At 73.1% G+C, this 26,609-nt stretch carries 23 protein-coding genes; 20 read left to right on the top strand and 3 right to left on the bottom strand.

The genetic code is table 11. The features are described from left to right. Nucleotides 1-74: 74 nt before the first annotated feature. From AC5L35_RS24425 to AC5L35_RS24390, 8 genes are all read left to right on the top strand, one after another. The gene (locus tag AC5L35_RS24425; protein ID WP_495062018.1) at nucleotides 75-1,274 is read left to right on the top strand and encodes a Cmx/CmrA family chloramphenicol efflux MFS transporter; all 1,200 of its coding nucleotides are present in this window, start codon (nucleotides 75-77) and stop codon (nucleotides 1,272-1,274) included. Between the two features lie 95 nt (nucleotides 1,275-1,369). Beyond that, nucleotides 1,370-2,914: an alkaline phosphatase D family protein gene (locus AC5L35_RS24420; RefSeq protein ID WP_495062017.1), complete on the top strand. Its 1,545-nt coding sequence runs from the start codon at nucleotides 1,370-1,372 to the stop codon at nucleotides 2,912-2,914. A gap of 63 nt (nucleotides 2,915-2,977) precedes the next feature. Next, nucleotides 2,978-3,766 (top strand): hypothetical protein, encoded by a 789-nt coding sequence (locus AC5L35_RS24415; protein WP_495062016.1) that lies wholly within the window; start codon nucleotides 2,978-2,980, stop codon nucleotides 3,764-3,766. Beyond that, nucleotides 3,763-6,399, top strand: coding sequence for a valine--tRNA ligase (locus tag AC5L35_RS24410; RefSeq protein WP_495062015.1), 2,637 nt, complete (start codon nucleotides 3,763-3,765; stop codon nucleotides 6,397-6,399). The genes AC5L35_RS24415 and AC5L35_RS24410 overlap by 4 nt, the downstream gene beginning before the upstream one ends. Beyond that, nucleotides 6,396-7,883 carry a bifunctional folylpolyglutamate synthase/dihydrofolate synthase gene (locus AC5L35_RS24405; protein ID WP_495062014.1) on the top strand — a complete coding sequence of 496 codons (1,488 nt, stop codon included), beginning with the start codon at nucleotides 6,396-6,398 and terminating at the stop codon, nucleotides 7,881-7,883. The genes AC5L35_RS24410 and AC5L35_RS24405 overlap by 4 nt, the downstream gene beginning before the upstream one ends. Next, entirely contained in the window at nucleotides 7,880-8,275 is a 396-nt protein-coding gene (locus tag AC5L35_RS24400; RefSeq protein WP_495062013.1) for a DUF4233 domain-containing protein, read from the top strand. The genes AC5L35_RS24405 and AC5L35_RS24400 overlap by 4 nt, the downstream gene beginning before the upstream one ends. Nucleotides 8,276-8,311: 36 nt before the next feature. Then, nucleotides 8,312-8,722, top strand: coding sequence for a nucleoside-diphosphate kinase (gene ndk / locus AC5L35_RS24395; protein ID WP_495062012.1), 411 nt, complete (start codon nucleotides 8,312-8,314; stop codon nucleotides 8,720-8,722). Continuing rightward, complete coding sequence (locus AC5L35_RS24390; RefSeq protein ID WP_495062011.1) at nucleotides 8,719-9,258, top strand: GNAT family N-acetyltransferase; 540 nt, start codon at nucleotides 8,719-8,721, stop codon at nucleotides 9,256-9,258. The genes ndk and AC5L35_RS24390 overlap by 4 nt, the downstream gene beginning before the upstream one ends. Here AC5L35_RS24390 and AC5L35_RS24385 read toward each other — a convergent pair. Then, entirely contained in the window at nucleotides 9,170-10,099 is a 930-nt protein-coding gene (locus tag AC5L35_RS24385; RefSeq protein ID WP_495062010.1) for an MBL fold metallo-hydrolase, read from the bottom strand. The two genes, AC5L35_RS24390 and AC5L35_RS24385, sit on opposite strands and share 89 nt — an antisense overlap. After that, entirely contained in the window at nucleotides 10,096-10,674 is a 579-nt protein-coding gene (locus AC5L35_RS24380) for a TetR/AcrR family transcriptional regulator (protein ID WP_495062009.1), read from the bottom strand. Before AC5L35_RS24380 ends, AC5L35_RS24385 begins: the two co-directional genes overlap by 4 nt. A 48-nt stretch (nucleotides 10,675-10,722) precedes the next feature. Between AC5L35_RS24380 and AC5L35_RS24375 the strand changes: the two genes are divergently transcribed. The 4 genes from AC5L35_RS24375 (at nucleotide 10,723) to AC5L35_RS24360 (ending at nucleotide 14,240) form a co-directional block, all read left to right on the top strand. Further along, the gene (locus tag AC5L35_RS24375) at nucleotides 10,723-11,688 is read left to right on the top strand and encodes an ABC transporter ATP-binding protein (protein WP_495062008.1); all 966 of its coding nucleotides are present in this window, start codon (nucleotides 10,723-10,725) and stop codon (nucleotides 11,686-11,688) included. Continuing rightward, the gene (locus AC5L35_RS24370; RefSeq protein WP_495062007.1) at nucleotides 11,688-12,527 is read left to right on the top strand and encodes an ABC transporter permease; all 840 of its coding nucleotides are present in this window, start codon (nucleotides 11,688-11,690) and stop codon (nucleotides 12,525-12,527) included. Before AC5L35_RS24375 ends, AC5L35_RS24370 begins: the two co-directional genes overlap by 1 nt. Then, entirely contained in the window at nucleotides 12,524-13,345 is an 822-nt protein-coding gene (locus tag AC5L35_RS24365) for an ABC transporter permease (protein WP_495062006.1), read from the top strand. Before AC5L35_RS24370 ends, AC5L35_RS24365 begins: the two co-directional genes overlap by 4 nt. Before the next feature lie 103 nt (nucleotides 13,346-13,448). Continuing rightward, nucleotides 13,449-14,240 carry a TspO-related membrane protein gene (locus tag AC5L35_RS24360; RefSeq protein ID WP_495062005.1) on the top strand — a complete coding sequence of 264 codons (792 nt, stop codon included), beginning with the start codon at nucleotides 13,449-13,451 and terminating at the stop codon, nucleotides 14,238-14,240. A 3-nt stretch (nucleotides 14,241-14,243) separates the two neighbouring features. Here AC5L35_RS24360 and AC5L35_RS24355 read toward each other — a convergent pair whose 3' ends face one another. Further along, nucleotides 14,244-16,535, bottom strand: a complete 2,292-nt coding sequence (locus AC5L35_RS24355; RefSeq protein ID WP_495062004.1) for a hypothetical protein — start codon at nucleotides 16,533-16,535, stop codon at nucleotides 14,244-14,246. Between the two features lie 141 nt (nucleotides 16,536-16,676). On the opposite strand from AC5L35_RS24355, the gene AC5L35_RS24350 reads away from it, so the two are divergent. The 8 genes from AC5L35_RS24350 (at nucleotide 16,677) to AC5L35_RS24315 (ending at nucleotide 26,569) form a co-directional block, all read left to right on the top strand. Continuing rightward, nucleotides 16,677-18,632, top strand: coding sequence for a TIGR03960 family B12-binding radical SAM protein (locus AC5L35_RS24350; protein WP_495062003.1), 1,956 nt, complete (start codon nucleotides 16,677-16,679; stop codon nucleotides 18,630-18,632). After that, entirely contained in the window at nucleotides 18,625-19,146 is a 522-nt protein-coding gene (locus AC5L35_RS24345; protein ID WP_495062002.1) for a GNAT family N-acetyltransferase, read from the top strand. The genes AC5L35_RS24350 and AC5L35_RS24345 overlap by 8 nt, the downstream gene beginning before the upstream one ends. 77 nt (nucleotides 19,147-19,223) lie before the next feature. Next, entirely contained in the window at nucleotides 19,224-20,180 is a 957-nt protein-coding gene (locus tag AC5L35_RS24340; RefSeq protein WP_495062001.1) for an AraC family transcriptional regulator, read from the top strand. Between the two features lie 96 nt (nucleotides 20,181-20,276). Beyond that, on the top strand, nucleotides 20,277-20,813 hold the full coding sequence (locus AC5L35_RS24335; protein ID WP_495062000.1) for a (2Fe-2S)-binding protein: 537 nt from the start codon (nucleotides 20,277-20,279) through the stop codon (nucleotides 20,811-20,813). Between the two features lie 3 nt (nucleotides 20,814-20,816). Next, complete coding sequence (locus tag AC5L35_RS24330) at nucleotides 20,817-21,821, top strand: FAD binding domain-containing protein (RefSeq protein ID WP_495061999.1); 1,005 nt, start codon at nucleotides 20,817-20,819, stop codon at nucleotides 21,819-21,821. Next, nucleotides 21,818-24,043, top strand: a complete 2,226-nt coding sequence (locus tag AC5L35_RS24325) for a xanthine dehydrogenase family protein molybdopterin-binding subunit (RefSeq protein WP_495061998.1) — start codon at nucleotides 21,818-21,820, stop codon at nucleotides 24,041-24,043. Before AC5L35_RS24330 ends, AC5L35_RS24325 begins: the two co-directional genes overlap by 4 nt. 174 nt (nucleotides 24,044-24,217) lie before the next feature. Continuing rightward, nucleotides 24,218-25,735, top strand: coding sequence for an amino acid permease (locus AC5L35_RS24320; protein ID WP_495061997.1), 1,518 nt, complete (start codon nucleotides 24,218-24,220; stop codon nucleotides 25,733-25,735). Between the two features lie 30 nt (nucleotides 25,736-25,765). Next, on the top strand, nucleotides 25,766-26,569 hold the full coding sequence (locus AC5L35_RS24315; RefSeq protein ID WP_495061996.1) for a TIGR03936 family radical SAM-associated protein: 804 nt from the start codon (nucleotides 25,766-25,768) through the stop codon (nucleotides 26,567-26,569). The last annotated feature ends 40 nt before the right edge of the window (nucleotides 26,570-26,609 follow it).

The following is a 26,609-nucleotide window of genomic DNA, read 5'->3' as shown; positions in this document are numbered from 1 at the left end:
GGCCGCGGCGTTCCGCGGAATCCGGGGCGACGATGGCCGGTTGTGATCGACGGTCTCGCACCGAAGGGGAAACCGTGCCGGGTGTCGCTGCACCGTCGTTGCCTGCCCGCATCCCGCGGGTCGTCCCGGTGCTGGCGCTGAGCATCTTCGCGCTCGGCACCAGCGAGTTCATGATCGCCGGACTGCTGCCGCAGCTGGCCGCCGACCTGGGGGTCGGTATCCCCGAGGCCGGCTACCTCATCTCGGCGTTCGCGGTCGGGATGATCGTCGGCGCTCCCGCGATGGCCGTGCTGACGCTGAGGCTGCCCCAGCGCACCACGCTCCTGGCCGCGCTCGCCGTGTTCGTCATCGGGCACGTGGTCAGCGCGCTCTCGCCCGAGTACGGGGTGCTGCTCGTCGCCCGGGTGGTCACGGCCGTCGCGACCGGTGCGTTCTGGGCGGTGGCGGCCGTGGTCACGGTGTCCGTGGTGGCGCCGGAACTGCGGGCCATGTCCCTGTCGGTGCTGCTCGGCGGCCTCACCGTCGCGAACGTCGCCGGGGTGCCGCTCGGCACGCTCGTGGGGCAGCAGTTCGGCTGGCGCTCGGCGTTCTGGGCGGTCGGTGCACTGGCCGCCGTGAGCGCTGTCGGGGTGGTGCTGAGCGTCCCGCGCCGGACGGCGGGCGGCACCACACCCCGGTTGGCCGCCGAGTTCGCCGCGTTCCGCCGCGGCAGGCTCTGGCTCGCGCTGGGCACCACCGCGCTGTACCAGTCGGCGATGATCGGCGCGTTCAGCTACATCGCGCCGCTGCTCACCGACGTCACCGGCCTGGAAGAGAGCTGGGTGCCCGGGGTGCTGCTCGGCTTCGGGCTCGGGAGCCTCGTCGGCGTGGTTGTCGGCGGCAGGCTGGCCGACCCGTACCCGTGGCCCACGCTGTTCGGTGGCCTCACCGCAGCGGGTGTGCTGCTCGGGCTGATCGGGGTGTTCGCGCCGGAGCCCGTGGTCGTCGTCGGGCTCGTGGTGCTGCTCGGAGCCGTCGCGTTCATCGCGGGGGCGCCGTTGAACGCGCGGGTGTTCGCGCTGGCGGGAGCCGCGCCGACACTGGCGAGCGCCACCAACACCTCGGCGTTCAACGTCGGCAACTCGCTCGGGCCCGCGCTCGGCGGACTGGCGATCGGGGCCGGCTGGGGCTACACGGCCCCGGCCTACCTCGGGGTGCTGCTGGCGGCCGCGGCGATCGCGGTGGCTCTCGTCTCCTGGCGGCTCGACCGCCGCGAGGTCAGTGCCGGGGAGTAGGGGATGGCCCGCGGCAAACCGGACGGGGAGTGTTCACCTGCCCGTCCCCTCGACGATCCGGCGTCCGGTTCACCCGATCGGATTGCATGCCTCCCATGCGCTCCCCACACCTCGACCGCCGCACCCTGCTCCGCACCGCCGCGATCGGTGGCCTCGCCGCCGCCGTACCGCTGGGCAGTGCCGCTCCCGCGTTCGCCGCGCCCGCCCTCGCCCGTCCGGACCGCCCCGTGCTCACCCACGGCGTCCAGTCCGGGGACGTGCTGGCCGGTTCCGGACTGGTCTGGGCACGGGCCGACCGCCCGTCACGGATGGTCGTCGAGGTGGCCGACAACCCGGAGTTCCGCAGGTCCCGCACCCTGCGCGGCCCGGTCCTGACCCCGGACACCGACTTCACGGGCAAGCTGCGCGTGCCTGCGGACGGGCGCACCGTGCACTACCGCGTCACGGCCGAGGACCTCGACAACCGCAGCGTGAGCGGGGCCGTGGGCGGCTCGTTCCGCACGCTGCCCGGCAAGCGCGACGGCGTCCGGTTCGTGTGGTCGGGTGACGTCGTCGGCCAGGGCTTCGGCATCAACCCGGACCTCGGCGGCATGCGGATCTTCGCGGCGATGGCCGACCGCAACCCGGACTTCTTCATCCACAGCGGCGACACCATCTACGCCGACAACCCGCTCACCGAGAGCGTCACGCTGCCCGACGGCCGGACGTGGCGCAACGTCGTGACACCGGAGAAGGCCAAGGTGGCCGAGACGCTTGCCGAGTACCGCGGGCAGCACGCCTACAACATGCTCGACGACAACGTGCGGGCGTTCAGCGCGGCCGTGCCGCAGATCAACCAGTGGGACGACCACGAGGTCCTCAACAACTGGTACCCCGGCGAGGTGATCACCGACGACCGCTACACCGAGAAGCGCGTCGACGTGCTCGCGAAGCGGGCGTTCCAGGCCTTCCACGAGTGGGTGCCGCTGGACCCGCGCCGCGCGGTGGACGGGCGCGTCTACCGGCGCCTGCCCTACGGCCCGCACGTCGAGGTGTTCGTGATCGACATGCGGACCTACCGGGACGCCAACGACGCGAACACCGCGCCGATGGGGCGGATCCTCGGCGAGAAGCAGGCGCAGTGGCTGGTGGACGGGCTCGCCTCGTCGAAGGCCACCTGGAAGATCGTCGCGTCGGACATGCCGATCGGCATCCAGGTGCCCGACGGCACGGCGTGGGAGGCCGTCGCCAACGGCGTCGCGGGCCCGCCGAGCGGTCGCGAGGCGGAGATCGCCTGGGTGCTGACCCAGCTCAAGAAGCGCAAGGTGCGCAACGTCGTCTGGCTGACCGCCGACGTCCACTACACGGCAGCGATCACGTACTCGCCGTCCCGCGCGGCCTTCACGGAGTTCGACGAGTTCTGGGAGTTCGTCTCCGGCCCGCTGAACGCCGGGGCGTTCGGGCCCAACGCGATGGACTCCACGTTCGGTCCCGAGGTCGTGTTCTCGCGGACGCCCCCGGTGGCGAACGCCTCCCCGATGGAGGGATTCCAGCACTTCGGCGAGGTCGAGGTCGCTCCCGGCGGCGGGGAGCTTCGCGTGACTCTGCGCGCCCAGGACGGCGGGGAGCTCTGGTCGACGGCGCTGACCGCGGCGCGCTGACGGAGAGCCAGGAGAAATCCCCGGGGAGGTGCGCATCGGGCCGTCCGCAGGGAGGATCGCGGCATGCGGACGGTGTGCGGTGTGGCGCGGCGGGTCCGGTCGCTCGTCCTGCGTGGTGCGCGGCAGCCGGGCCGGGTCGCGGAGGTGCTCCCGCTGGCGGGCGGGCGCAGGCCGCTGCTCGGCGAGCACATGGGTGAGCAGCGCCGCGGCGACGCGCGGCTCGACCAGGTGGACCGGACGGCCTGCGGCAGCGCCGTGCTGGTCGCGCTGGCGGCCTGGGCCGACCCGGCCGAGATGCTGCGGCTGGACGGGGAGGCGGTGGCCGGTGCGGCCACCGCCTCCGGTACGACCGTGGCCGGCGCGCACGGCGTCGCGAGCGGGTTCGGCGCGCGGTACGACGCGCGCCAGCAGCAGGTGCACCGGCAGACCAACCGCTTCTGGCCCCGGGCGCTCGGCACCACGCCGTGGGGGATGGTGCGGTGGCTGCGCCGGCACGTCCCCGGCGCGGGGCCGTACCGGGTGCGGCTGGTGGACGACAGGTCCCGCGCCGACCTCACGGCCGCGCTCGACGAGGCGACCGCCGCCCTCGCGGCAGGCAGGCCGGTGCCGATGCTCGTCGGCTCGCTGGTGCCGCGGCACTACGTACTGGCGCTCGGTGTGGTCGACGCCGACAGCTGGCGGGTCTACGAGCCCGGCAGCGGGCGGGTGCGCGCGCTGGACCTGCGCCTCGTGCGGCAGCGCCGGACGGCCCCGGTGCTGGGCTTCCACCGCCTGCACGCCCTCCTGCTCCCGCCCCCCGGGGTGGGTGCGCGCAGAACCGGGTCGACGACGGCTCGTAGACTCGAAGGGTGACCGACACCCTCCCATCCCGCACTGCCGACCTGCCCGCCCAGTGGAATCCGGGTGAGGTAGAGGCCGGTATGTACCAGCGGTGGGTGGACGCCGGTTACTTCACCGCCGACGCGTCGAGCGACAAGCCGTCGTTCAGCAACGTCATCCCGCCGCCGAACGTCACGGGCAGCCTGCACATCGGCCACGCCTTCGAGCACACCCTCATCGACATCCTGGTGCGGCGCCGTCGCATGCAGGGCTACGAGACGCTGTGGCTCCCCGGCATGGACCACGCGTCCATCGCGGTCCACGCGCTCGTCGAGCGCGCGCTCGCCGCGGAGGGCACGAGCCGCCGCGAGATGGGTCGCGAGGCGTTCGTCGAACGCACCTGGCAGTGGAAGGCCGAGCACGGCGGCAAGATCCTCGACCAGATGCGCCGCCTCGGCGACAGCGTCGACTGGTCGCGCGAGCGCTTCACGATGGACGAGGGGCTCAGCCGCGCCGTCGGCACCATCTTCAAGCGGCTCTACGACGACGGCCTGATCTACCGCGCCGAGCGGATGGTCAACTGGTCGCCGGAGCTGCGCAGCGTCCTGTCCGACGTCGAGGTCGAGCACCGCGAGGTCGAGGGCGAGCTCGTCTCCATCCGCTACGGCGACGGCGACGATTCGGTGGTCGTCGCCACCACCCGCGTCGAGACGATGCTCGGCGACACCGCCATCGCCGTCCACCCCGACGACGAGCGCTACACCCACCTCGTCGGCCGGGAGATCGAGCTGCCGCTGGTCGGGCGCATGATCAAGGTCGTGGCCGACGAGCACGTCGACCCGAGCTTCGGCACCGGCGCTGTCAAGGTCACCCCGGCGCACGACCCCAACGACTTCGAGATCGGGCGGCGTCACGACCTGCCGATGCCCTCGATCATGGACGAGTCCGGGCGGATCGCGAACACGGGCACCGAGTTCGACGGCATGGACCGCTTCGAGGCGCGCGTCGCCGTGCGCGAGGCGCTGGCGGCGCAGGGCCGGATCGTCGCCGAGAAGCGGCCCTACCTCCACAGCGTCGGGCACTCGTCCCGGGGCTCGAAGGAGCCGATCGAGCCGCGGCTGTCGCTGCAGTGGTTCGTCAAGGTGGCGCCGCTCGCGAAGGCCGCGGGCGACGCCGTCCGCGACGGCCGCGTCGCCGTGCACCCGAAGGAGCTCGAGCCCCGCTGGTTCGGCTGGGTCGACAACATGCACGACTGGACGATCAGCCGGCAGCTGTGGTGGGGCCACCGCATCCCGGTCTGGTACGGCCCCGACGGCGAGATGGTCTGCGTCGGGCCCGACGAGGAGCCGCCTGCCGGCTGGACGCAGGACGAGGACGTCCTCGACACGTGGTTCTCCTCGGCCCTGTGGCCGTTCTCCACGCTGGGCTGGCCGGACGAGACCCCCGACCTCGCGAAGTTCTATCCGACGTCGGTGCTGGTCACGGGCTACGACATCCTGTTCTTCTGGGTCGCCCGGATGATGATGTTCGGCCTGTACGCCATGCAGGACCGGGGCTCGGCCGATGCGATCCCGTTCCACACCATCGCCCTGCACGGGATGGTCCGCGACCAGTTCGGCAAGAAGATGTCGAAGTCGTCCGGCAACTCGGTCGACCCGTTGGAGTGGATGGACCGCTACGGCACCGACGCCCTGCGTTTCGCGCTGGCCCGCGGCGCCAACCCGGGCACCGACGTCCCGATCGGCGAGGACGCCGTCCAGGCGTCGCGCAACTTCGGCACCAAGCTGTGGAACGCCACCCGCTTCGCGCTGTCCAACGGGGCGTCCCCGGCGCTTCCGCTGCCCGCCGCGCCCACCGACGCCGACCGCTGGATCCTCGGGCGGCTGCGCGAGGTCCGCGAGCAGACCGACGCGCTGCTGGAGGACTTCCAGTTCGCCAAGGCGGTGGAGGGGCTCTACCACTTCACCTGGGACGAGCTGTGCGACTGGTACGTCGAGCTGGCCAAGGTCCAGCTGCGTGACGAGGCCACGGCCGACGGCACCCGCGCCGTCCTCGGGCACGTCCTCGACGCGCTGCTACGCCTGCTCCACCCGGTCATCCCGTTCCTGACCGAGGCGTTGTGGCAGGGGCTCACCGGGCGGGAGTCGGTCGTCGTCGCCGACTGGCCGGTCGACGCCGGTGCGTCCACCGACGCCGCGGCCACGGCGCGGGTCCTCGACGTGCAGCGGCTGATCACCGAGGTGCGCCGCTTCCGCACCGAGCAGCGCGTCCCCGACAGCCGCCGGATCGCCGTCCGCCTCGTCGGGCTGGACGAGGCAGGGCTCGGGGCGCACCGCGCCGCCGTCAGCTCGCTGGTCCGCCTCGACCCGCCGGGGGCCGAGTTCGCGCCCACCGCGTCGTTCGAGGTCGGGCTGGCCGGGGGCGCCGTCCACGTGGAGATCGACACCTCGGGCGCCATCGATGTGGCGGCTGAGCGTGCGCGGCTGGCGCGCGACCTGGCCGCCGCGCAGAAGGAGCTCGACCAGGCGGACAAGAAGCTCGGCAACCCCAAGTTCGTCGAGAAGGCGCCCGCCGACGTCGTCGACGGCATCCGGTCACGGCGTGCCGCGGCCGCCGCCGACATCGACCGCGTCGAGGCCAGGCTGGCCGCCCTCCCGGCATCATGAGCAGGCCATCCGACGAGCTGCCCGAGGGCGAGGGCGAGGTCCGGTCGCCGGAGCAGCTGGCCGAGGACACGGTGGTCTCGCACGTCCTCGACGCCATCCGCGGCGGGGAGAGCCCCGACGTCGTGCCTGCTCAGTCGTCGGTGATCGGCTTCGCCGAGTTCCTCGCCGCCGACGCCGAGCTCGACCGGCGCGCCCCGGAGACGGTGATCGAGCCGTCGCTGGACCGGATCGCCGCGCTCGTCGACGTGCTCGGCGACCCGCACCGCGGCTACCCGATCGTGCACCTGACCGGCACCAACGGGAAGACGTCCACGTCCCGGATGGTCGACGCCCTGCTCACCGAGATCGGTCTGCGCACCGGCCGTTACACGAGCCCGCACCTGCAGCGGGTCACCGAGCGGATCACCATCGACGGCCGGCCGATCACGCCGGAGCGCTTCGTCGAGATCTACCGGGACGTCCTGCCGTTCGCGGAGATGGTGGACGCGAAGCTCGGCACGCTGTCGAAGTTCGAGGTGCTCACGGCGATGGGCTTCTCCGCCTTCGCCGACGCGCCGGTCGAGGCGGCGATCCTCGAGGTCGGGCTGGGCGGCCGCTGGGACGCCACCAACGTCGCCGACGGCAACGTCGCGGTGGTCACCCCGATCGGGCTCGACCACCAGGAGTTCCTCGGCACCGACATCCTCGGCATCGCCAGGGAGAAGGCCGGGATCATCAAGCCCGGCGCGGTGGCCGTGCTGGCCGCGCAGGACAAGGCCGTGGCCGAGGTGCTGCTGGAGCGCTGCGTCGAGGTGGACGCGCAGGTGGCCCGGGAGGGCGCCGAGTTCGGCGTGCGCGAGCGCGAGATCGCGGTGGGCGGCCAGCGGCTCACGCTGCAGGGTCTCGCCGGCACCTACGACGACATCTTCCTGCCGCTGCACGGCGAGCACCAGGCGAGCAACGCCGTGCTGGCGCTCGCCGCTGCCGAGGCGCTCATCGGCGCCGGGCCGCGGCAGCCGCTCGACCCCGACGCCGTGCGCGCCGCCTTCGCCGGCGTCGCGTCCCCGGGGCGGCTGGAGCGGGTCGCGGCGGGCCAGGGCGTGCCCACCGTCCTCATCGACGCCGCGCACAACCCTGCCGGCGCCCGCGCGCTGGCCACCGCCCTGACCACCGACTTCCGGTTCACCCGACTCGTCGGCGTGCTCGCGGTGATGCGTGACAAGGACGTCCGCGGCATCCTCGAGGAGCTGGAGCCGGTGCTGCACGAGGTGGTCGTCACGGCCAACTCGTCGCCGCGGGTCATGGACCCCGACGAGCTCGGCGCGCTCGCCGTCGAGGTGTTCGGTTCCGACCGGGTGAGCGTGGAGCCCGTGCTGGCCACGGCTGTGGAACAGGCGGGGGAGCTGGCCGAGGAGGCAGGGGAGTCCGGAGTGGGCGTGGTGGTCACCGGTTCGGTGGTCACGGCCGGTGAGGTGAGGGCCCTCTTCGCCAAGGAACCGCTGTGACCGTTCCCGACCGCGCGAGCGCCCCCGACCCCATGAAGGGGCTGCGCGGGGTCTTCGCCGCCACGCTCGTCCTGGAGTCGATCGTGGTGGCGCTCTCGCTGCTGGTGCTGTCGAAGTTCGGAGACGGCGCCACTCCGCTCGCGGTCGGGGTGATCCTGGCGCTCGCCGTCGCGATGATCGTCGCGGCCGGGGTGCAGCGGCGACCGTGGGGGCTCCGGCCGGCGCTGGCCCTGCAGGTCGTGATGGTCGCCTGTGGCCTGCTGGTGCCTGCGCTGGGCGTGATGGGCGTGGTGTTCGTGCTCGTGTGGGTCGCGCTGCTGCTGCTCCGCCGCGACCTCGCGGGGAAGATGGCCCGCGGCGAGCTCCCCAGCCAGCAGCTCCGGGATCCCTGACGCGGCCCTCCCGCGGGCCGTGGATACCCTGGACGCGTGACTGAACGCACCCTGGTCCTCGTCAAGCCCGACGGCGTCGAGCGCAAGCTGGTCGGCGAGGTCCTCGCCCGCATCGAGCGCAAGGGCCTCGACATCGTCGCGTTGGAGCTGCGCACCGTCGAGCGCGAGCTCGCCGAGCAGCACTACGCCGAGCACGACGGCAAGCCCTTCTTCGGCGACCTGCTCGAGTTCATCACCTCGGGTCGTGTGCTCGCGGCCGTCGTCGAGGGTCCGCGGGCCATCGCGGCGTTCCGCCAGCTCGCCGGGGGCACCGACCCCGTCGCCAAGGCCACGCCGGGCACCATCCGGGGCGACTTCGGGCTGGAGACGCAGTTCAACCTGGTCCACGGCTCCGACTCCGAGGAGAGCGCGGCCCGCGAGATCAAGCTCTGGTTCCCGAACCTGTGACGCCCGCCGCCGACGAGCCCTTCGTCAGCGGCCCACACCTCGTGCACGAGGTGCATCCCGAGATGGACACGGCGCTGGGCACGCTCTGGGTCGCGGTGACGCGGGCGGGCGGGGCCGTCGGCTTCGCCCCGGACGCCCCCGAGGCGGACATCCGCGCGGCCGCGGCCCAGGCGGTCGGCGACGTTCGCGCCAAGCGCCAGCAGCTCATCGTGATCGGCGCCGACCACACGCTCGCCGGCACGGTGTTCCTGCGTGCCGGCAACGGCGTGCAGGCCCACCGGGCCGACGTGCTGCGGCTCATGGTCCGCCCCGACCTGCAGGGGCGCGGCTGGGGCAGGAGGCTGCTGGACGCGGCCGTGGCACACGCCACCGCGCTCGGGCTGGAGCAGCTGATGCTCTCCACCCGTGGTGACACCGACCTGGCCGCGTTCTACCTGATGCGGGGCTTCACCGAGGTCTGTGTGTGGCCGGAGGTGCTGCGGCTCGGCCCGGACGACCTGCGCGACGAGCACTGGTTCCAGCTGCGGCTGCGCTGAGGCCGTCGGCCACCCGGACGCGCTGAGCGGTCCGCAGCTCCACGGCGTCGTGGGCGCTGAACACCGTGACCTCGTCGCCGTGGGAGCGCACCAGCTCGCGAAGCCTGTCCTGGTTGGCGAGGCGGAGCCCGCGTGCGGTCTCCATCCGGTTCTGGATGAAGCGCAGCCCGGGGGAGCACCAGGGCGCTTCCGGGCGCATCTCACCGTGGAAGAGGTAGGCGTCGCCTGCGTGCAGCAGCCAGCGGTCGCCATCGCGCACCGCCACGCCCGTGTGCCCGACGGTGTGGCCGATCAGCGGGACCAGCAGGATCTCCGCCGGCAGTCCGGGAAGCTCGCGCACCGCCTCGAAGCCGAACCACTTCTCGCCCTGCGGGTCGTGCGGTGCCCACCGGGTCACGTGCGACCAGTGGAGGCGCGGGTAGCGCAATCGCTCGGCGCTGGTGCGCGCGGCGGTCGCCGCCTCCAGCTCCGTGCGCAGCACGTGCACCTGGGCGTCGGGGAAGTCCCGCAGGCCGCCTGCGTGGTCGAGGTCGAGGTGGGTGAGCACGACGTGGCGCACGTCGGACGCGCTGTATCCCAGCTGCTCGACCTGGCGCAGCGCGGTCTCCGCGATGTCGAGCACCGGGCGGGACCGCCACTGCCACCCTCTGCTCAGTGACGCGTCCGGATCGGTGACGTCGCCCGTTCCGAGCCCGCTGTCCACCAGGACGAGGCCGTGGTCGGTCTCGATCAGGAGGCAGTGGCAGACCATCTCGGCGGTGGCGAGGAGGGGCCCCGTCCCGCTCACCAGCCTGCCGCCGAAGGGCCGCATCGTGCCGCAGTTGAGGTGGTGGACCCTCATATCGAGCTCCGTTCGTTGTCGAGAAGGACCCGCAGGCGGTTGCCGACCGCGCGCAGGGGGGCGACGTCGCGGCGGGTCCGGGCGAGCAGGAGGGCGCCTTCGACCGCGGCGAGGACGACGGTGGCGAGGTCGTCGGGTTCCGCCACCCCGGCCGCGCGCAGGTGGTCGGCCACGAGCGACTGCCACGAGCCGTAGACGTCGGCGCAGGCCGTGCGGACGGCGTCGTTGTGTGCCGCGGTGTCCAGGGCGACCGTCGCGACAGGGCAGCCCTCGCGGTAGTCGGTGGCGACCAGGTGCTCCGCGAGCAGTGCCACCGCGCGTTCCAGCGCATCCACGGGATCCGGCGTGCTCGCCAGCGTTGCGGCGAGTGCGGCTCCGAACTCCGCGCCGGCCAAACAAACCGACTCGACCGCCAGTTGTTCCTTCCCGCCGTGGAAGTGGAAGTACAGCGAGCCCTTCGGCAGACCGCCTTCGGTGAGGATCTGGGTGAGGCCGGTGGCGTGGTAGCCCTGCACGCGGAACAGGTCCGCCGCGGTCCGGATCACGCGCTGACGTGTGGTGGATCGATCAGGCACGCCAGGACTATAGAGACCGGTCTACTGCGGCGTCCAGAGCCGCCTGAAATGGCGCGTGTTTTGTCGGAGTCGCCGGATACCGTGCTTCTCGTGGCGGATGGACTGGTTCAGGCCCGCGGGCTGCGCAAGCGCTTCGGCGACTTCGAGGCGGTCCGCGGTGTCGACATCGACGTCGCCCGCGGTGAGGTGTTCGGCTTCCTGGGTCCCAACGGCGCAGGCAAGTCGTCCACCATGCGGATGATCGCCTGTGTGTCGCCCCGCACGGATGGGTCACTGCAGGTGCTCGGCATGGATCCGGATGTCGACGGCCCGCGCATCCGCGCCCGTATCGGCGTCGTCCCCCAGCTCGACAACCTCGACGCCGAGCTCACGGTGCGGCAGAACCTCCAGATCTACGGCCGCTACTTCGGGCTCTCCCGGGCGCACGTGCGGGCCAAGGCCACCGAGCTGCTGGAGTTCGCCCAGCTCACCGACCGCGCCGACGACGCCGTCGAACCGCTCTCCGGCGGGATGAAGCGCCGCCTCACCATCGCGCGCTCACTGGTCAACGAACCCGAGCTGCTGCTGCTCGACGAGCCCACCACGGGTCTCGACCCGCAAGCGCGCCACCTGCTGTGGGAGCGGCTGTACCGGCTCAAGCGCGAAGGCGTCACCCAGATCATCACCACCCACTACATGGACGAGGCCGAGCAGCTGTGCGACCGGCTCGTCGTGATGGACGGCGGTGTGATCGTCGCGGAGGGGTCGCCCGCCGAGCTGATCGAGCGCTACTCCACGCGTGAGGTGCTTGAGCTGCGGTTCGACCCGGCGCTCCGGCCCGAGGCCGCGGTCATCGCGCCTCTGGCCGAGCGGGTCGAGGAGCTGCCCGACCGGTTGCTGCTCTACACGGCCGACGGCGAACACACCCATGCCGAGGTGGCCCGAGCCGGCTTCGTGCCGCTCTCGGCGCTGGTGCGGCGCTCCTCGCTGGAGGACGTGTTCCTCCGGCTCACCGGCCGCACCCTGGTGGATTGATGAGCGAGCTCGCGCTCCGCGGTGCGGGACCGCGGTCCACCGGCCGGGCACCGGGCCCGTGGGGTGGGGTCCTGCTGGTGGTGGAGCACTTCTGGACCTGGTACCGGCGCAACTGGCGGGCCACCGCCGTGTCGTCCGTGCTGCAGCCGCTGCTGTTCCTGCTGGCCTTCGGGGTCGGGTTCGGGTCGCTGGTCGCCGGCACCGGCAGTGCCGCGGAGGCCACCGGCGGCGTCGACTACCTGGTGTGGCTCGCGCCGGCGCTGCTGGCCGTGTCCACCGTGCAGAGCGCGGCGTTCGAGTCCACCTATCCGGTGCTGTCGGGGTTCAAGTGGCAGCGGGTCTACCACGCGATGGCGGCGAGCCCGATCTCCCCGGCGCAGGTGGCGCTCGGGCACCTGGTCTGGGTGGCGGCCAAGATGGCCGGTTCCGGCGCCATCTACATCATCGTGATCGCCCTGTTCGGAGGCGTCGGGAGCGCGGGCATCGTGGTGTCGCTGGTGGCTGCTGTGCTCACCGGCGCGGCGGTGGCGGCGCTGGTCACCGCGTTCTCCGCCACGCTGGAGAACGAGGGCGCGGCGTTCAACGCGCTCTTCCGGTTCGTCGTCATCCCGATGACGCTGTTCTCGGGCACGTTCTTCCCGGTCGACCGGCTGCCGGGGTGGGTGCAGCCCCTCGCGTTCGTCTCCCCGCTCTGGCACGGCACCGAACTCGCCCGCGCGGCCGCGCTCGACCGCTGGCAGCCGCTCGCAGCGCTGGGGCATCTCGCCTACCTCGTGGCGCTGCTCGCGCTCGGGATCGCGCTCTCCACCCGATTCTTCGCCAGGAGGCTGGTCCGGTGACCACGCAGGCACCAGCGCCCGTCCCGTGGCTGCGGCTGTTCCCCACCGGGAGCTACGCCGGGCGCTCCCACGCGTTGCTGCTCCGGTCGGCCACGGCGTCCCGGCGGGCCTGGCTCGCGTTCGTCTCGGGGTTCTTCGAGCCGGTCTTCTACCTGGTCGCGATGGGCCAGGGGCTCGGGTCGCTGGTCGGGGCCCTCCCCGGGCCCGACGGCGCGCCCATCAGCTACGCGGCCTTCATCGCGCCGGGGTTGCTTGCCGCCTCGGCGATGAACGGGGCCGTGTTCGACGCCACCTTCAACGTCTTCTTCAAGCTCAAGTACGGCCGGCTCTACGAGGCCATGCTGGCCACGCCGCTCGGGCCGGTCGACATCGCGCTCGGGGAGATCGGCTGGGCGCTCATCCGCGGCGGCCTCTACGCGCTGGGGTTCCTGTCGGTGATGGCGGGCTTCGGGCTGCTCGTCTCCCCGTGGGCGCTCCTCGCGCTGCCCGCCGCGCTCGTGGTGGCGTTCGCGTTCGCCGCGGTCGGCATGGCGGCCACCTCGTTCATGCGGTCATGGCAGGACTTCGACCTGGTCACGCTCGCGATCCTGCCGATGTTCCTGTTCTCCACCACGTTCTATCCGCTCTCGGTCTACCCGCGGTGGCTGCAGATCGTGGTGGAGTGCCTGCCGCTCTTCCATGCCGTCGAGCTGATGCGCGGTCTCACCACGGGCGCGGTGCACCTCGGGATGCTCGGCCACCTGTCGTACTTCGTCGTGATGATCGCGCTCGGAGTCACGGTGGCGTCGCGACGGCTGGACGTCCTTCTGCTGAAGTAGCAGGGCCAGCCGATCTTCCACTCGCCCTGGTGTCCCGACCCGTCACCGACCCGTCATCGACTCGGTTGGCCGGGCAGCCGCGGGCAGGCCGACAATGGCTGCCATGACGGTAACGTCCCAGCGGCCTGCGCTCGTCGACCTCGTCCGCACCATCGTGGTGGTGCTGCTCGCGGTGCTCCAGATCGTCGTCTCGGCGCTCGCCGGAACCGGGGCCATCGGGGAGCCCATCGGGGTCGTCGCTCGCGACTACGCCACGCCGCTGCTCGCCGCCGGGTGGGCGTTCGCCATCTGGGCGCCGATCTACGCCGGGTTCCTCGCCTACGCGGTCTACCAGGCGCTACCGGGTCAGCGGGGACGGCAGCTCCACCGGGAGATCGGCTGGTGGCTCGCGGTGTCGGCCGTGCTCAACGCCGGCTGGGTGCTGGCGTTCGGGGCCGGCTGGCTGCCACTCGCCGAGCTGGTGATCCTCGTGCTGCTCGTCGCGCTGGCCGTCGTGTTCGGGCGCCTCACCCGCGTGCCCGCCGAGAGCGTGCTGGAGCGGGTGGTGCTGCGCGGCACCGTCGCGCTGTACACGGGCTGGGTGTCGTTCGCCACCGCGCTCGGCACCGCCGCCACCGGGGTGTGGGTCGGGCTGCCGGGCACCGGGGCGCTGGCCGCGATCGCGGCGGTCGTCGTGTTGCTGGCGGTCGCGGTGATCGCGTCGTGGGTGGTGCTCTCCGGCACGGCTGTCGTCGGCTATGCGGTCGCGGCGGTGTGGGCGGCCGCCGGCATCGCCCTCAACGACCCGCCTGCCGGGGTGGTCGTCGCCGGGGCGATCGCGATCGTGGTGGTCATCGCCGCCACCACCCGCAGGCTCACCACAGCGGGCAACCCCATGCGTGCCGCCTGGGGTTAGACCTCAGGGGAGGTCCACCCGGAGCACGTCCCCCGCGGCATAGGCCATGAGGCCGCCCTCGGCGGCGAACAGCCCGAGGCCCACCAGCCGCCGGTCCTGTGCCACCACGGAGACGCCGCCGTCGTCGCCGACCGCGAGCACCACGTCGTCGGCCACCACGACGGCGCGCCCCGCCCGGTCGAGGGCCACGGTGGCGCGCGGCAGGGCCAGCGCCGCGGGCGCCACGCCGCGGGCGAGCTGGACCGCCACCGGCGTGATGTCGCCGGCCCGGCCGCCCGCGTCGACCACCGCGCCCAACACGCGATCGCCGTCGAGGGCGAGCAGCCTGCCGTCCACGAGCACCCAGCCGCGGCCGTCGGTGCGGACGACCCCGCTGCCGACCCTCCCGTCGAGGACACGCACGGCCGCACCGCCGTCGACCCGGAACGCGCCGGCCGCCGTGGCGAGCAGCGGCGGGCGGCCGCCGAGGTCGGGGACCAGGCCGGTAGCGCCCCCTGTGCCCGCTGCCGGGTCGGGGACGGCCGCGAACCGCTGCTCACCGGCGGCGGTCCCGTGCACGAGCGCGATCGGCGGGTCGGTGCCGGTGGGGGACTCGAGCCACCACACGCCGCCCGCACCGTCGGGCCAGACCCGGTCCGTGGTGCCGTCGCGGCGCGTGCCGACCGGGGTGCGCGTCCCGTCGGCGGCGACGACGGCCACCTCGGTGGCCAGCCCAGCCGCGCCGGCCGCCCACCGCCCGTCCACGCCGATGGGCACCCCGAGCGTGTCGCGCCCGGCCCGGGCCACCGGCACCAGGCCGACGGGCCGGGCCACCGCCGCGGGGCTCGGAGTGCACGACGAAGGCGGCGGCGGGAGGTCGCCGAGCGCGGAGTCCGGCTGCGGGAGCCGCCACAGCGCCGGGCCGTCGGCCCCGGCCAGCGCGAGCACGACGTCACCCGTCGGAGCCACCGTCAGGGCGGTGACCGCACCCGGCAACGGTGCCGCCACGGCCCGGAGGTCCCCACCCGGGTGCAGCCGGACGAGCCGCGCCGCCGCGGCGTCGCCCGCAACGAACCAGATGCCGCCCCGCGCGTCGACGGCGAGAGGGCTCGGGCCGGGCAGGAAGCTCGCCGGGCCGGAGCCGGTGATCCCGCAGCCGGGGTCGAGCCCGCCTGCCAGCGCCGTGACCTCCGCGCGGGCGGTCGGCCCGCTCGACAGCCGTTCCAGGCGTACGCCGGCCGCCTGCGGGACGAAACGCAGGCCGCCGTCGGGCACGGGCAACACCGTGGTGACGTCGATGGGGGCGCTGTCGGTGGGTCCGAGGATGGTGAACACGGGCAGGAAGGTGCCGGCGGCGGACTGCGTGCCGTTGCGCTCGGCGAGGTCGAGGAGGCGGGCGGTGCCGGGTGGGTCGCCGGTGGCGCGCAGCCACACCACGCCGTCCGGGCCTGGTGGGCTCGCGGCGCTGACGCCGTGCACGGTGACGGCCACGGGGTCGGCGGCGTCGAGCCCCGTCACCGTCAGGGCGTCGACGGCCGACCAGCGCACCACCCGGCCGCCGCTCACCCCGAGGATCGACGGGCCGGCGACCGAGGGTGGGTCGTGCGGGGTCAGGGCCAGCACGTCGGCCCGTCCGCCGGCGTCCACGACGGCGAGTCCGTCCCGGCTCGCGGCGCCGACACCGGCGTCGAGGGCGACGACCCGGGTCCCGGCCGATCCGGCGAGCCCCGCCGTGCCGCCGCGGAACTGCGGCGCGTCCAGCCCGGCGACCCGCACGAACGGCCCGGCGGAGTGGGCCCCGGTGGGGGCGCCGGCCCCGCCCGGCAGGAGCGGGACGGCCGCTGCCACGAGCGCCACGGCGAGGAAGTCGGCGACGAGGATGCTCACCACGGTGGCCCGGGGGGTCCGGATCGCCGCGAGCACCACGGCGCCGACACCCGAGAGGATCGCGAGCACGGCGCCCACCGCCGCGGCGCCGCCCCAGCCGACCAGCACCCACACCCCGGTCGCGACGAGCCCGGCCCCGGCCGCGACGAGCAGTACCCGCGCGGCCACGGCCCGGCGTCCCCCGCGTCGCGACAGCAGCACCGCGCTCACGGCCGCCACGACGAGAGCGACCAGCAGGGCGGTGCGGAGCGTGCCGAGCAGTTCCCAGCCCGACCAGCGCGCGGCGGCGCCCGGCGCCGCGGGGTCGACGCCGAGGAGCACCACGGGCTGCCGCGGGGCGGTCCACCACGGCAGCGGCAGGGTCACGACGGGCACGACCACCAGCGCGGCAGCGGCGAGCAGGGCGGCTGGTATGCGTCCGACGGCCATCGGCGCGCTCCCTCGTTCGTCCCGGCGATCACCGTACCGACCTGCGGGGCCCCGGCCGGAGACCGCGCGGTCACCGGCCGCCCCGATGATGCGACTACCCTGGACCAGCATGACCGGCGACGCACTCACCTCCGAGGCACCATGACCGCTCCCACCGTGTTCGCCGACCTCGAACCGCTGCTGCCGCGTGTCTCCAAGCCCGTGCAGTACGTCGGCGGTGAGCTGAACGCGCAGCTCAAGGACTGGGAGTCGGCCGCGGTGCGGTGGGCGCTGATGTACCCCGACGCGTACGAGGTGGGGCTGCCCAACCAGGGCATCATGATCCTCTACGAGCTGCTCAACGAGCGGGCCGACGCGCTCGCCGAGCGCTGCTACGCCGTCTGGCCCGACCTCGAGGCGCTGATGCGCGAGCACCACGTGCCCGCCTTCACCGTCGACGGGCACCGGCCGCTCGGAGCCTTCGACGTGCTCGGCGTGAGCTTCTCCACGGAGCTCGGCTACACCAACCTGCTCACCGCACTGGACCTCGCCGGGATCCCGCTGTACGCCACCGACCGCGGGATCGACCACCCGGTCGTGGTCGCGGGCGGCCACGCGGCGTTCAACCCGGAGCCGATCGCCGACTTCGTCGACGTGGCCGCGATCGGCGACGGCGAGGAGGTCGTCGGGGACATCACCGACGTGGTCAGGGAATGGAAGGCCGAGGGCAGGCCCGGTGGCCGCGGCGAGCTGTTGCTGCGCCTGGCCGCCGTCGACGGCTGTTATGTCCCGTCGCTCTACGACGTCACCTACGACGACGACGGTGCGATCGCCGCGGTCGTGCCGGTCGACGAGCGCGTCCCGCGCACGGTCACCAAGCGCACCACCAGCGACCTGGACGCCTGGCCGTACCCGAAGCAGCCGCTGGTGCCGCTGGCCGAGACGGTGCACGAGCGGGCCAGCGTGGAGATCTTCCGTGGCTGCACGCGCGGCTGCCGGTTCTGCCAGGCCGGGATGATCACCCGGCCGGTGCGCGAGCGGTCGTTGGCCGGGATCGGCGAGATGGTCGACTCCGCGGTGCGTGCCAGCGGGTTCGACGAGGTCGGGCTGTTGTCGCTGTCGAGCGCCGACCACTCCGAGATCGCCGAGATCACCAAAGGGCTCGCCGACCGGTACGAGGGCACGAACACGTCGTTGTCGCTGCCGAGCACCCGGGTCGACGCGTTCAACATCGACCTCGCCAACGAGATCTCCCGCAACGGCCGCCGCTCCGGGCTCACGTTCGCCCCGGAGGGCGGGTCCGAGCGGATCCGGCGCGTGATCAACAAGATGGTGTCGGAGGAGGACCTGATCCGCACCGTCTCCGAGGCGTTCGCGCAGGGCTGGCGGCAGGTGAAGCTCTACTTCATGTGCGGGTTGCCCACCGAGGAGGACGAGGACGTCCTGGAGATCGCCGGGATGGCCCACCGGGTGATCCAGGCCGGCCGTGCGGCGTCCGGTCACAACGACGTCCGCTGCACCATCTCGATCGGCGGGTTCGTCCCGAAGCCGCACACCCCGTTCCAGTGGGCCCCGCAGGCCCACCCCGACGTGGTCGACGAGCGGCTGCGCAAGCTGCGTGCGGCCGTCAACAGCAACCGCAAGCTCGGCCGCAACGTCGGGATGCGCTACCACGACGGGCAGCCCTCGCTGATCGAAGGCCTTCTCGCTCGTGGCGACCGGCGCGTCGGCCGGGTGATCGAGCGGGTCTGGCGCGACGGCGGCCGGTTCGACGGCTGGAGCGAGCACTTCTCCTACGAGCGCTGGACGGGTGCCGCGGCGGCCGAACTGGAGCCGCTCGGGGTCTCGCTCGACTGGTTCACCACCCGGGAGCGCGGGCGCGACGAGGTGCTGCCCTGGGACCACCTCGACTCCGGCCTGGAGCGCGACTGGCTCTGGGACGATTGGCAGGACGCCCTGTCGGGCCGCGAGCAGGACGACTGCCGGTGGACGCCGTGCTTCGACTGCGGTGTCTGCCCGTCCACCGGCACGGACATCGAGGTGGGGCCCAGCGGCACCACGCTCATCCCGCTGACCGTCGTGAACCCCCTCTCCGGAGGCCCGGGCACGAGTGGCTGATCGCACCGGTTCCGGTCCACCGCTCGGAATCCGGGTCGCCGACGAGCGCGACGTGGTCGCACTGGCCCAGCTGCGCCGGGCCTGGCTGGAGGAACGCGCGGGGCGGCCGGTCGACGATCCCGGTTTCGAGGCCGCGTTCGAACAGTGGTGGCGCGTGGAACTGCCCCGCCGGACGTTCTGGCTGGCCGAGGTCGGGACGCCGCGCAGCGGGTTCACGGCCATCGGCTCCATCAACGTGGTGGAGATCGTGCACATGCCCCGCCCCGGCGCGCGCGGCGGCCGCATCGGGCACGTCGGCAACGCCTTCGTGCTCGCGGCCTTCGCCGACCGCGGTGTGCCCGCGGCCCTGCTCGCCGCGGCGCTGGAGCACGCCAGGGAACGCCGCTACCGGCGGCTGCTGCTCGCCCCCACGTCGGGGAGCGCGGCGTTCTACCGGCGGGCGGGCTTCGTCTCGGCGGGGGAGCAGTTGCTGATGCTCGATCCCTCGACCCTTCCGGCGCCGCCACCGCCGTAGGACGGCGCGGCTCCCCGGCGTCGGGCGGCCTCGCGTCCTCGACCGGGGCCGCGCCGCCGTCGGCGTAGGTTTGAGGCATGGCCCGCGAGCGTTCCGGGGAGGCCACGGACCCCGCTCCACCCACCCTGCTCGGTGCGCCGCAGCGGGAGGTGGTGGCCGGGTTCGAGGCGCTCGAGGTGGACCAGTCCGGTTACTCCCGTCAGGTGTTCTCCAGCTGGCACGAGGCAGGCTGGCGCTCCCTGCTGGTACGCCGCTTCGACGACGCTCCGGAGGTCGAGGACGTCACGATCCCGCCGAGCGACGCCCAGCAGGTCGTTCTGGTCACGTCAGGGCGCGCGAAGATCGAGTCCTGCGTCGACGGCCGCTGGCGCGGCGCCGGCTACCTGCCGGGGAGCATCGGGATGACCGCGCCGGGGCGGCCCACCCGGCTGCGGTGGCGCAGCACGTCGCCCGAACCGATCGGCAGGCTGCACGTCCACCTGCCGGGCAGCACGCTGCGTCGCGCCGCCGCCGAGATATGGGGCGGGGAGTTGCCGGAGGCCGACGCTCTGGCGGTGACCGACCCGCTGCTGGAGCAGGTGATGCTCGGACTCGCGGACGCGGCCGCAACGGGCGCGCCGGACCTCTATGCGGAGTCCGCTGCCGAGTTCCTCGCCGTGCATCTCCTCGTGCGTCACACCGGCAGGTTCCTGCGGCCGGTGCCTCGGCCGGAGGACGCGCGTGTCCGCCGGGCGCTGCAGTTCATGCAGGAGAATCTCGACCAACCGCTCAGCCTTGCGGAAATCTCCCGGGCCGCGGGCTTGAGTTCCTTCCATTTCCTGCGGGTGTTCAAGGCGGCCATCGGGCGCACCCCGCACCGTCATCTGACCACGCTCCGCGTGGCGGCCGCCCGGCGCCATCTGGAGAGCGGAGACCTGCCGGTGAGCGAGATCGCGCACCTCTGCGGATTCAGCAGCCCGGCCCATCTCTCCTCGACGTTCGCCCGTGAGATGACGATCTCTCCGTCGGCGTATCGGCGGGAGCGGCGCTCCTAGGAGCGCTGAACCCTCCTAGCGGGCCGCAATTCTTCGGCGGCTATAAGCAATCTGGCAGATGCGATCTGTGGTTCGGTCTCTTTACAGTTCCGCACCATGGCCACACCGGTACGAACCGACGAGACGGCGCGTACGACCGCGCCGTCCCCACCATTCAGGACCACGGTCCATGCCGGCTTCCGGGTCAACGATGAGGACGTGGAGCTGGACCTCGACCCGCGCGAGTCGCTGCTCGACGTGCTGCGCGAGCGGCTCGAGCTGACAGGCACGAAGAAGGGCTGCGATCACGGCCACTGCGGCGCGTGCACGGTGCACCTGGACGGGCGGCGCGTGGTGTCCTGCCTGACCCCTGCTGTGCAGGCGCAGGGGGCGTCCGTGACGACGATCGAGGGCGTTGCCGGTCCCGGCGGGGAGCTGCACCCGGTGCAGCAGGCGTTCGTGGACCACGACGCGCTGCAGTGCGGCTACTGCACCCCGGGGCAGGTGATGTCGGGGATCGCGTGCATCACGGAGGGCCACGCCGGTGACGACGGGCAGGCGCGGGAGTACCTGAGCGGGAACCTCTGCCGGTGCGGCGCCTACCCGGGCATCGTCGCCGCGGTCCGCGCCGCCGCCGACCGGACGGAGGGCTGAGCGGTGCGTCCCTTCGCCTATGCGGCCCCGACGAGCGTGCCCGAGGCGCTCGACGCCCTGGTGTCGGCCGGGCCCGACGCTCGGTTCCTCGCGGGCGGCACCACGCTGTACGACCTCATGAAGCTGGGCGTCGAGGCGCCCCCCGCGGTGGTGGACGTGCACCGGCTGCCCGAGCTGGCCGTGGTCGACACGTCCGGCCCGGACGAGCTGGTGTTCGGCGCCGGCGCCCGGATGGCCGACGTCGCCGAGGACCCGGTGCTGCTGCGTGACTACCCGATGCTGGCGGAGTCGCTGGCCAAGGCGGCGTCCCAGCAGCTGCGCACGATGGCCACCGTCGGCGGCAACCTGCTGCAGCGCACCCGGTGCAGCTACTTCCGCGGCGGCGCGCCCTTCGCCTGCAACAAGCGTGAGCCCGGCAGCGGTTGCTCCGCGCTGGAGGGCATCGACCGCGCGCATGCCGTGCTGGGCACCAGCGACAGCTGCATCGCCACCTACGCCGGCGACTGGGCGATCGCGCTCATCGCCCTCGACGCCCTCGTCGACGTGCTCGGTCCGGACGGCGCCCGCACGGTGGCGCTGGCCGATCTGCACCACGAGCCGGGCGCGCACCCGGAGCGGGAGACCACCCTCGCGGCCGGGGAGCTGATCCTGCGGATCCGGGTGCCCACCACCCGTACCGCACGCGGGTCGACCTACCACAAGATCCGGGACCGGGAGTCCTACGCGTTCGCGCTGGCCTCCGCAGCCACTGCGGTCGCCCTGGACGCGGACGGCGTGGTCACCGACGCCCGGATCGCGCTGGGCGGGGTGGTCACCCGGCCCTGGCGGGCCGCCGCCGCCGAACGGACGCTCGTGGGGGCGCCGCTGACCGTCGACACCGCCCGCCAGGCCGGTGAGGCCGCACTGGTCGGTGCCCGGCCCGGCCGGCACAACGGGTTCAAGATCGAGCTGGCCGTCCGCACCGTCACCGACGCGTTGCGCATCGCCGGAGAGCGAGCAGCGCAGTGAGTACCGAGACCGCCCCGCCGAGCACCGTGCGGGTGGACGCCCGCGACAAGGTCACCGGCACCCTCCGGTACGGCACGGACCGGGTGCCGCCGGGAATGCTGCACGCGGCGCTCGCGGTGGCGACCGTGGCGAAGGGCCGGCTCGTCCATCTCGACACCGAGGCGGCAGCGGCGCTGCCCGGGGTGCACCTGGTGCTCACCCACGCCGACGCCGACGAACTGACCTCGGGAGGGTTCCTGCTGGGCGGTGGGTACGGCTTCCAGAGCTTCCAGCCGCTGACGGGCGACCACATCGCCTATCGCGGCCAGCCCATCGCGCTCGTCGTCGCCGACACCCTGCACGTCGCCATCGAGGCCGTGGCGCTGGTGCGGGCCGAGTACGAGAGCGAGCCCGGCGCCTTCACACTCGACGCACCCGGCGCCGAGACCCTCGTGCAGTCCGAGGCGATCCCGTTGCCGATGTTCGCCGACGTCGTGGCCGGTGACGCCGACGGTGTGCTCGCCGAGGCCGCCACCCGGCCCGGCGCCGTGGTGGTCGACGCCGTGTACGACCACGCGGCTCAGCACCAGAACCCGATGGAGCTGATCGGGACGGTGGCCGAGTGGCGCAGTGCGGGCGACGGGGGCGCCGACATCCTCACGGTGCACGAGGGCACGCAGAACGCGGGCGCGGTGCAGCACGGGGTGGCCAGGCAGCTCGGGATCGACGCCGACCGGGTGGAGGTGATCTCCCCCTCGGTGGGCGGCGGGTTCGGGCAGAAGAACTCGCTGCAGCCCCAGACCGCGCTGGTGGCGATCGCGGCCCGCCGGGTGGGACGTCCCGTGAAGCTGGTGGTGCCGCGCACGCAGGTGTTCCACGACAGCAGCTTCCGGCCCGCCACCCGCCAGCACGTCCGGCTCGCCGCCGACGGGACCGGCCGGATGCTCGCGGCGGTGCACGAGGTGGACCAGCAGACCTCGCGCCACGACCTGTTCCCCGGGACCCACACGGAGATCACCTCCCGGCTCTACGGCATCCCGAACTACCGCGGTCTCCAGCGCCTGGTGCGCACCGACGTCCAGACGCCCGGCTACATGCGGGCGCCGTACGAGCACGCGGCCGCGTTCGCGTTCGAGTCCGCGGTGGACGAGCTCGCCGCCGCGCTCGGGCAGGACCCGGTGCAGCTTCGGTTGGCCAACGACACCGACACCGACCCCATCAGCGGCGAGCCGTTCTCCTCCCGTCACCTCGCCGAGTGCCTGCGCCGCGGCGCCGAGCGCTTCGGCTGGGCCCGTCGCACGCCGGAACCGGGCTCGATGCGTGCCGACGACGGCAGCCGGGTCGGCTGGGGCGTCGCGGTGGGGTGCTACCCGGGCATGGCCGCACCGACGGCCGCCAGGGTGTGCGCCGAGCCGAGCGGCGCGGTGCGGGTGGAGGTCGGCGCGCACGAGATGGGCCAGGGCCTGCGCACCGCGATGGTCCGGACCGTCGCTGCCGACCTCGGTATCCCGACCGGCGACGTCACCCCCGCCGTCGGCGACACCCGCGCCCTCCCGCACCACCTGACCGCGGGGTCGTGGGGTACCGCGGGGGCGCTGCCGGCGATCGCGCTCGCGCTCGCGGAGCTTCGCACCGCCCTGAAGGCTCCGGCGCAGGGTCCGGTCGACGTGGCCGCGGCTGTGGCCGCGACCGGACGTGACTCCGTGGAGGTCGAGGCCGTCTACACCGCGCCCGGCCAGCCGCCACAGGTCATCGACCGGCTACGGGCCGGCCTGCCGGCCCCGGGCGGGCCCGAGCACCCCGGCTTCGTCACGTTCAGCTGGGTGGCGCACTTCGTCGAGGTCCGCATCGAACCGACCATCCACCGGATCCGGATTCCCCGGGTGGTCAGCGTTGCCGACTGCGGCCGCGTCGCGAGCCCCACCACCGCGGCCAGCCAGCTCCGCGGCGGTGTGATCTGGGGCATCAGCGCCGCCCTGCGGGAGAGCAGCGAGGTCGATCCGCGCTTCGGCGGCTTCCTCAACGCCTCGCTCGAGGAGTACCCGATCGCCGTGAACGCCGACATCGGCGAGATCGACGTGGACTTCATCGACACGCCCGACCCGATGCTCAACAGCCTCGGGGTCAAGGGTCTCGGCGAGGTGTCCATGGTCGGTGTCGCCGGTGCCGTCGCCAACGCGGTCCACCACGCGACGGGACGCCGGTTCCGTCGCCTGCCGATCCACCTGGAGGACGTGCTCTGACCCCGTCGCCGCGCGGACCCCGTCGACCGCCGGGCGTGCGCGCGGCGCTGGTCATGGGCGTTCTGTGCCCTGGTGATCCGCCCCGTCACCTTCGTCCCGACCAAGATCGCTTCCGCCGTGCGGCCGTGCCGTCGACGGGGTCCAATTCGCCGATCGAACCGATCGGGGGGACGGATGACGGGATCAGAGGTCGCTGCGGGCAGCAACCCCGGTGGCGGCAGCAGCGGGAAGACGGCGGTCGAGGCGCGCCCGAGCTTCCACCACGAGGAGGAGGGCTACCAGAAGGGCCTCAAACCCCGGCAGCTCCAGATGATCGCGATCGGCGGGGCCATCGGCACCGGCCTGTTCCTCGGGGCGGGTGAGCGGCTCCGCGAGGCGGGCCCGGTGCTGGCCATCGTCTACGCCGTGTGCGGCCTGTTCGCGTTCCTCATCCTCCGGGCGCTCGGCGAGCTGGTGCTCCACCGTCCGTCGTCGGGCTCGTTCGTGTCGTACGCGCGGGAGTTCTTCGGCGAGAAGGCCGCGTTCGCCGCGGGCTGGATGTACTTCCTGAACTGGGCGATGACCTCGATCGTGGACGTCACGGCGGTCGCGCTGTACGTGCATTACTGGGGGATGTTCAGCGCGGTGCCGCAGTGGCTGATCGCGCTCGTCGCGCTGGTCGTGGTGCTGGGCGTCAACCTCGTGTCGGTGAAGGTCTTCGGCGAGCTGGAGTTCTGGTTCGCGCTGGTCAAGGTGGTCGCGCTGATCGCGTTCCTGGTGGTCGGCACCGTCTTCCTGGTGGGCCGGTTCCCCATCCAGGGCGCGGCGACCGGCATCGGGGTGATCAGCGACCACGGCGGCCTCATCCCCAACGGGCTGCTGCCGGCGATCGTGATCACCCAGGGTGTGGTCTTCGCCTACGCCGCGATGGAGCTCGTCGGTACGGCGGCAGGGGAGACCGCGGACCCCGAGAAGGTCATGCCGAGGGCGATCAACTCGGTGGTGCTGCGCATCGCGGTGTTCTACGTCGGTTCGGTGCTGCTGCTGTCGCTGCTGCTGCCCTTCACCTCCTACGCGGCAGGCACCAGCCCGTTCGTCACGTTCTTCGCGGCCATCGGGGTGCCGGGCGCCGGCACTTTGATGAACCTGGTGGTGCTCACCGCCGCGCTCTCCAGTCTCAACGCCGGCCTGTACTCCACCGGCCGGATCCTGCGGTCGATGGCGATGAACGGCTCCGCGCCCCGGTTCACCGCCCGGATGTCCGGCGGCGGCGTGCCCTTCGGCGGCATCGCGCTCACCGCCGTGATCACGCTGCTCGGCGTCGCGCTGAACGCGGTGGTGCCCGAGCAGGCGTTCGAGATCGTGCTGAACGTCGCGGCGCTGGGCATCCTCTCGAGCTGGGGGATGATCGTGGCCTGCCAGCTCCGGCTCGTGGCCTGGTCGAAGGCGGGGGTCGTGCGGCGGCCCTCGTTCCGGCTGCCTGGGTCGCCCTACACCGGTTACGTCACCCTGGTGTTCCTCGTCGGCGTGCTGGTGCTGATGGCGCTCGACTACCCGGTGGGGACGTTCACCGTCGGCTCGCTCGTGATCATCGTCCCGGCACTGGTGGGTGGCTGGTTCGCCGTGCGGACGAGAGTGCAGTCCGCTGCCGCCGAACGGATGGGCCACACCGGCGAGTTCCCGGTGCGGGCCAACCGGCCGCCCGCGGAGTGACCGGCGGTCCGGTGCTCGTAGGCTGCCCGCATGGCCCGTGTGCGTCCCGGGGAGGCGGCTAACCCCGCCCCGCCCACCGTGCAGCGCATCCGCATGCGCTTCGCCAAAAGGGGCAGGCTGCGCTTCCTCTCACACCGTGACGTGGCACGCAGCTTCGAACGGGCCGTGCGGCGGGCCGGGGTCCCGGTGGCGCACTCCCACGGCTTCAGCCCGCATCCGCGGCTGTCCTGGATCGGCGCGGCACCCACCGGCTCGGCGAGCGAGGCGGAGTACCTGGAGATCGGGCTGACCAGCCCGGTCGAGCCGGCCGCGCTGGTGGCCGCGCTCGACGCGGCCCTGCCCGACGGGCTCGACGTGCTCGACGCGGCGGTGGCCGACGGAGCGTCGCTGGCCGACCGGATCGACGGCAGCAACTGGCTGATCGAACTGCCCGGCGTCGGACCCGACGCACTGCGGGAGGCGCTCGCGGCGCTGCTGGCGGAGACCTCCGTGGTCGTGGAACGCGTCACGCCGTCCGGGCGGCGGCAGATCGACGTCAGGGCGGCGCTGGTGCGGGCCGACGTGGTGATCGACCACACTGCCGCATCGGTTCCGTCGGGTGGGTCACCGGCGACTCCCACCGATCGGACGCCAAACTGTGCGATAATGACGGCGGTCGTACGGCAGACGACACCCGCTGTTCGACCCGATGACGTGTTGGGTGCACTCGACGTTGTCGCAGGCCTCAGGCCGCCGGTGCCCGCGAAGGCGACCCGGATGGCGCAGGGACTGCTCGACCATCGAGGCGACTTGGCCGACCCACTCGGTTCCGACCGGGTCACAACCCGCGCCTGAACCGGCGGGTCGGCTCTCGGAGCACCGGCGCTACTGCCGG

The organism is Pseudonocardia sp. OZ21 (assembly GCF_059359135.1).
Note: the sequence above shows the minus strand (reverse complement) of the source record. Positions and strands in the feature narration are given on the sequence as shown.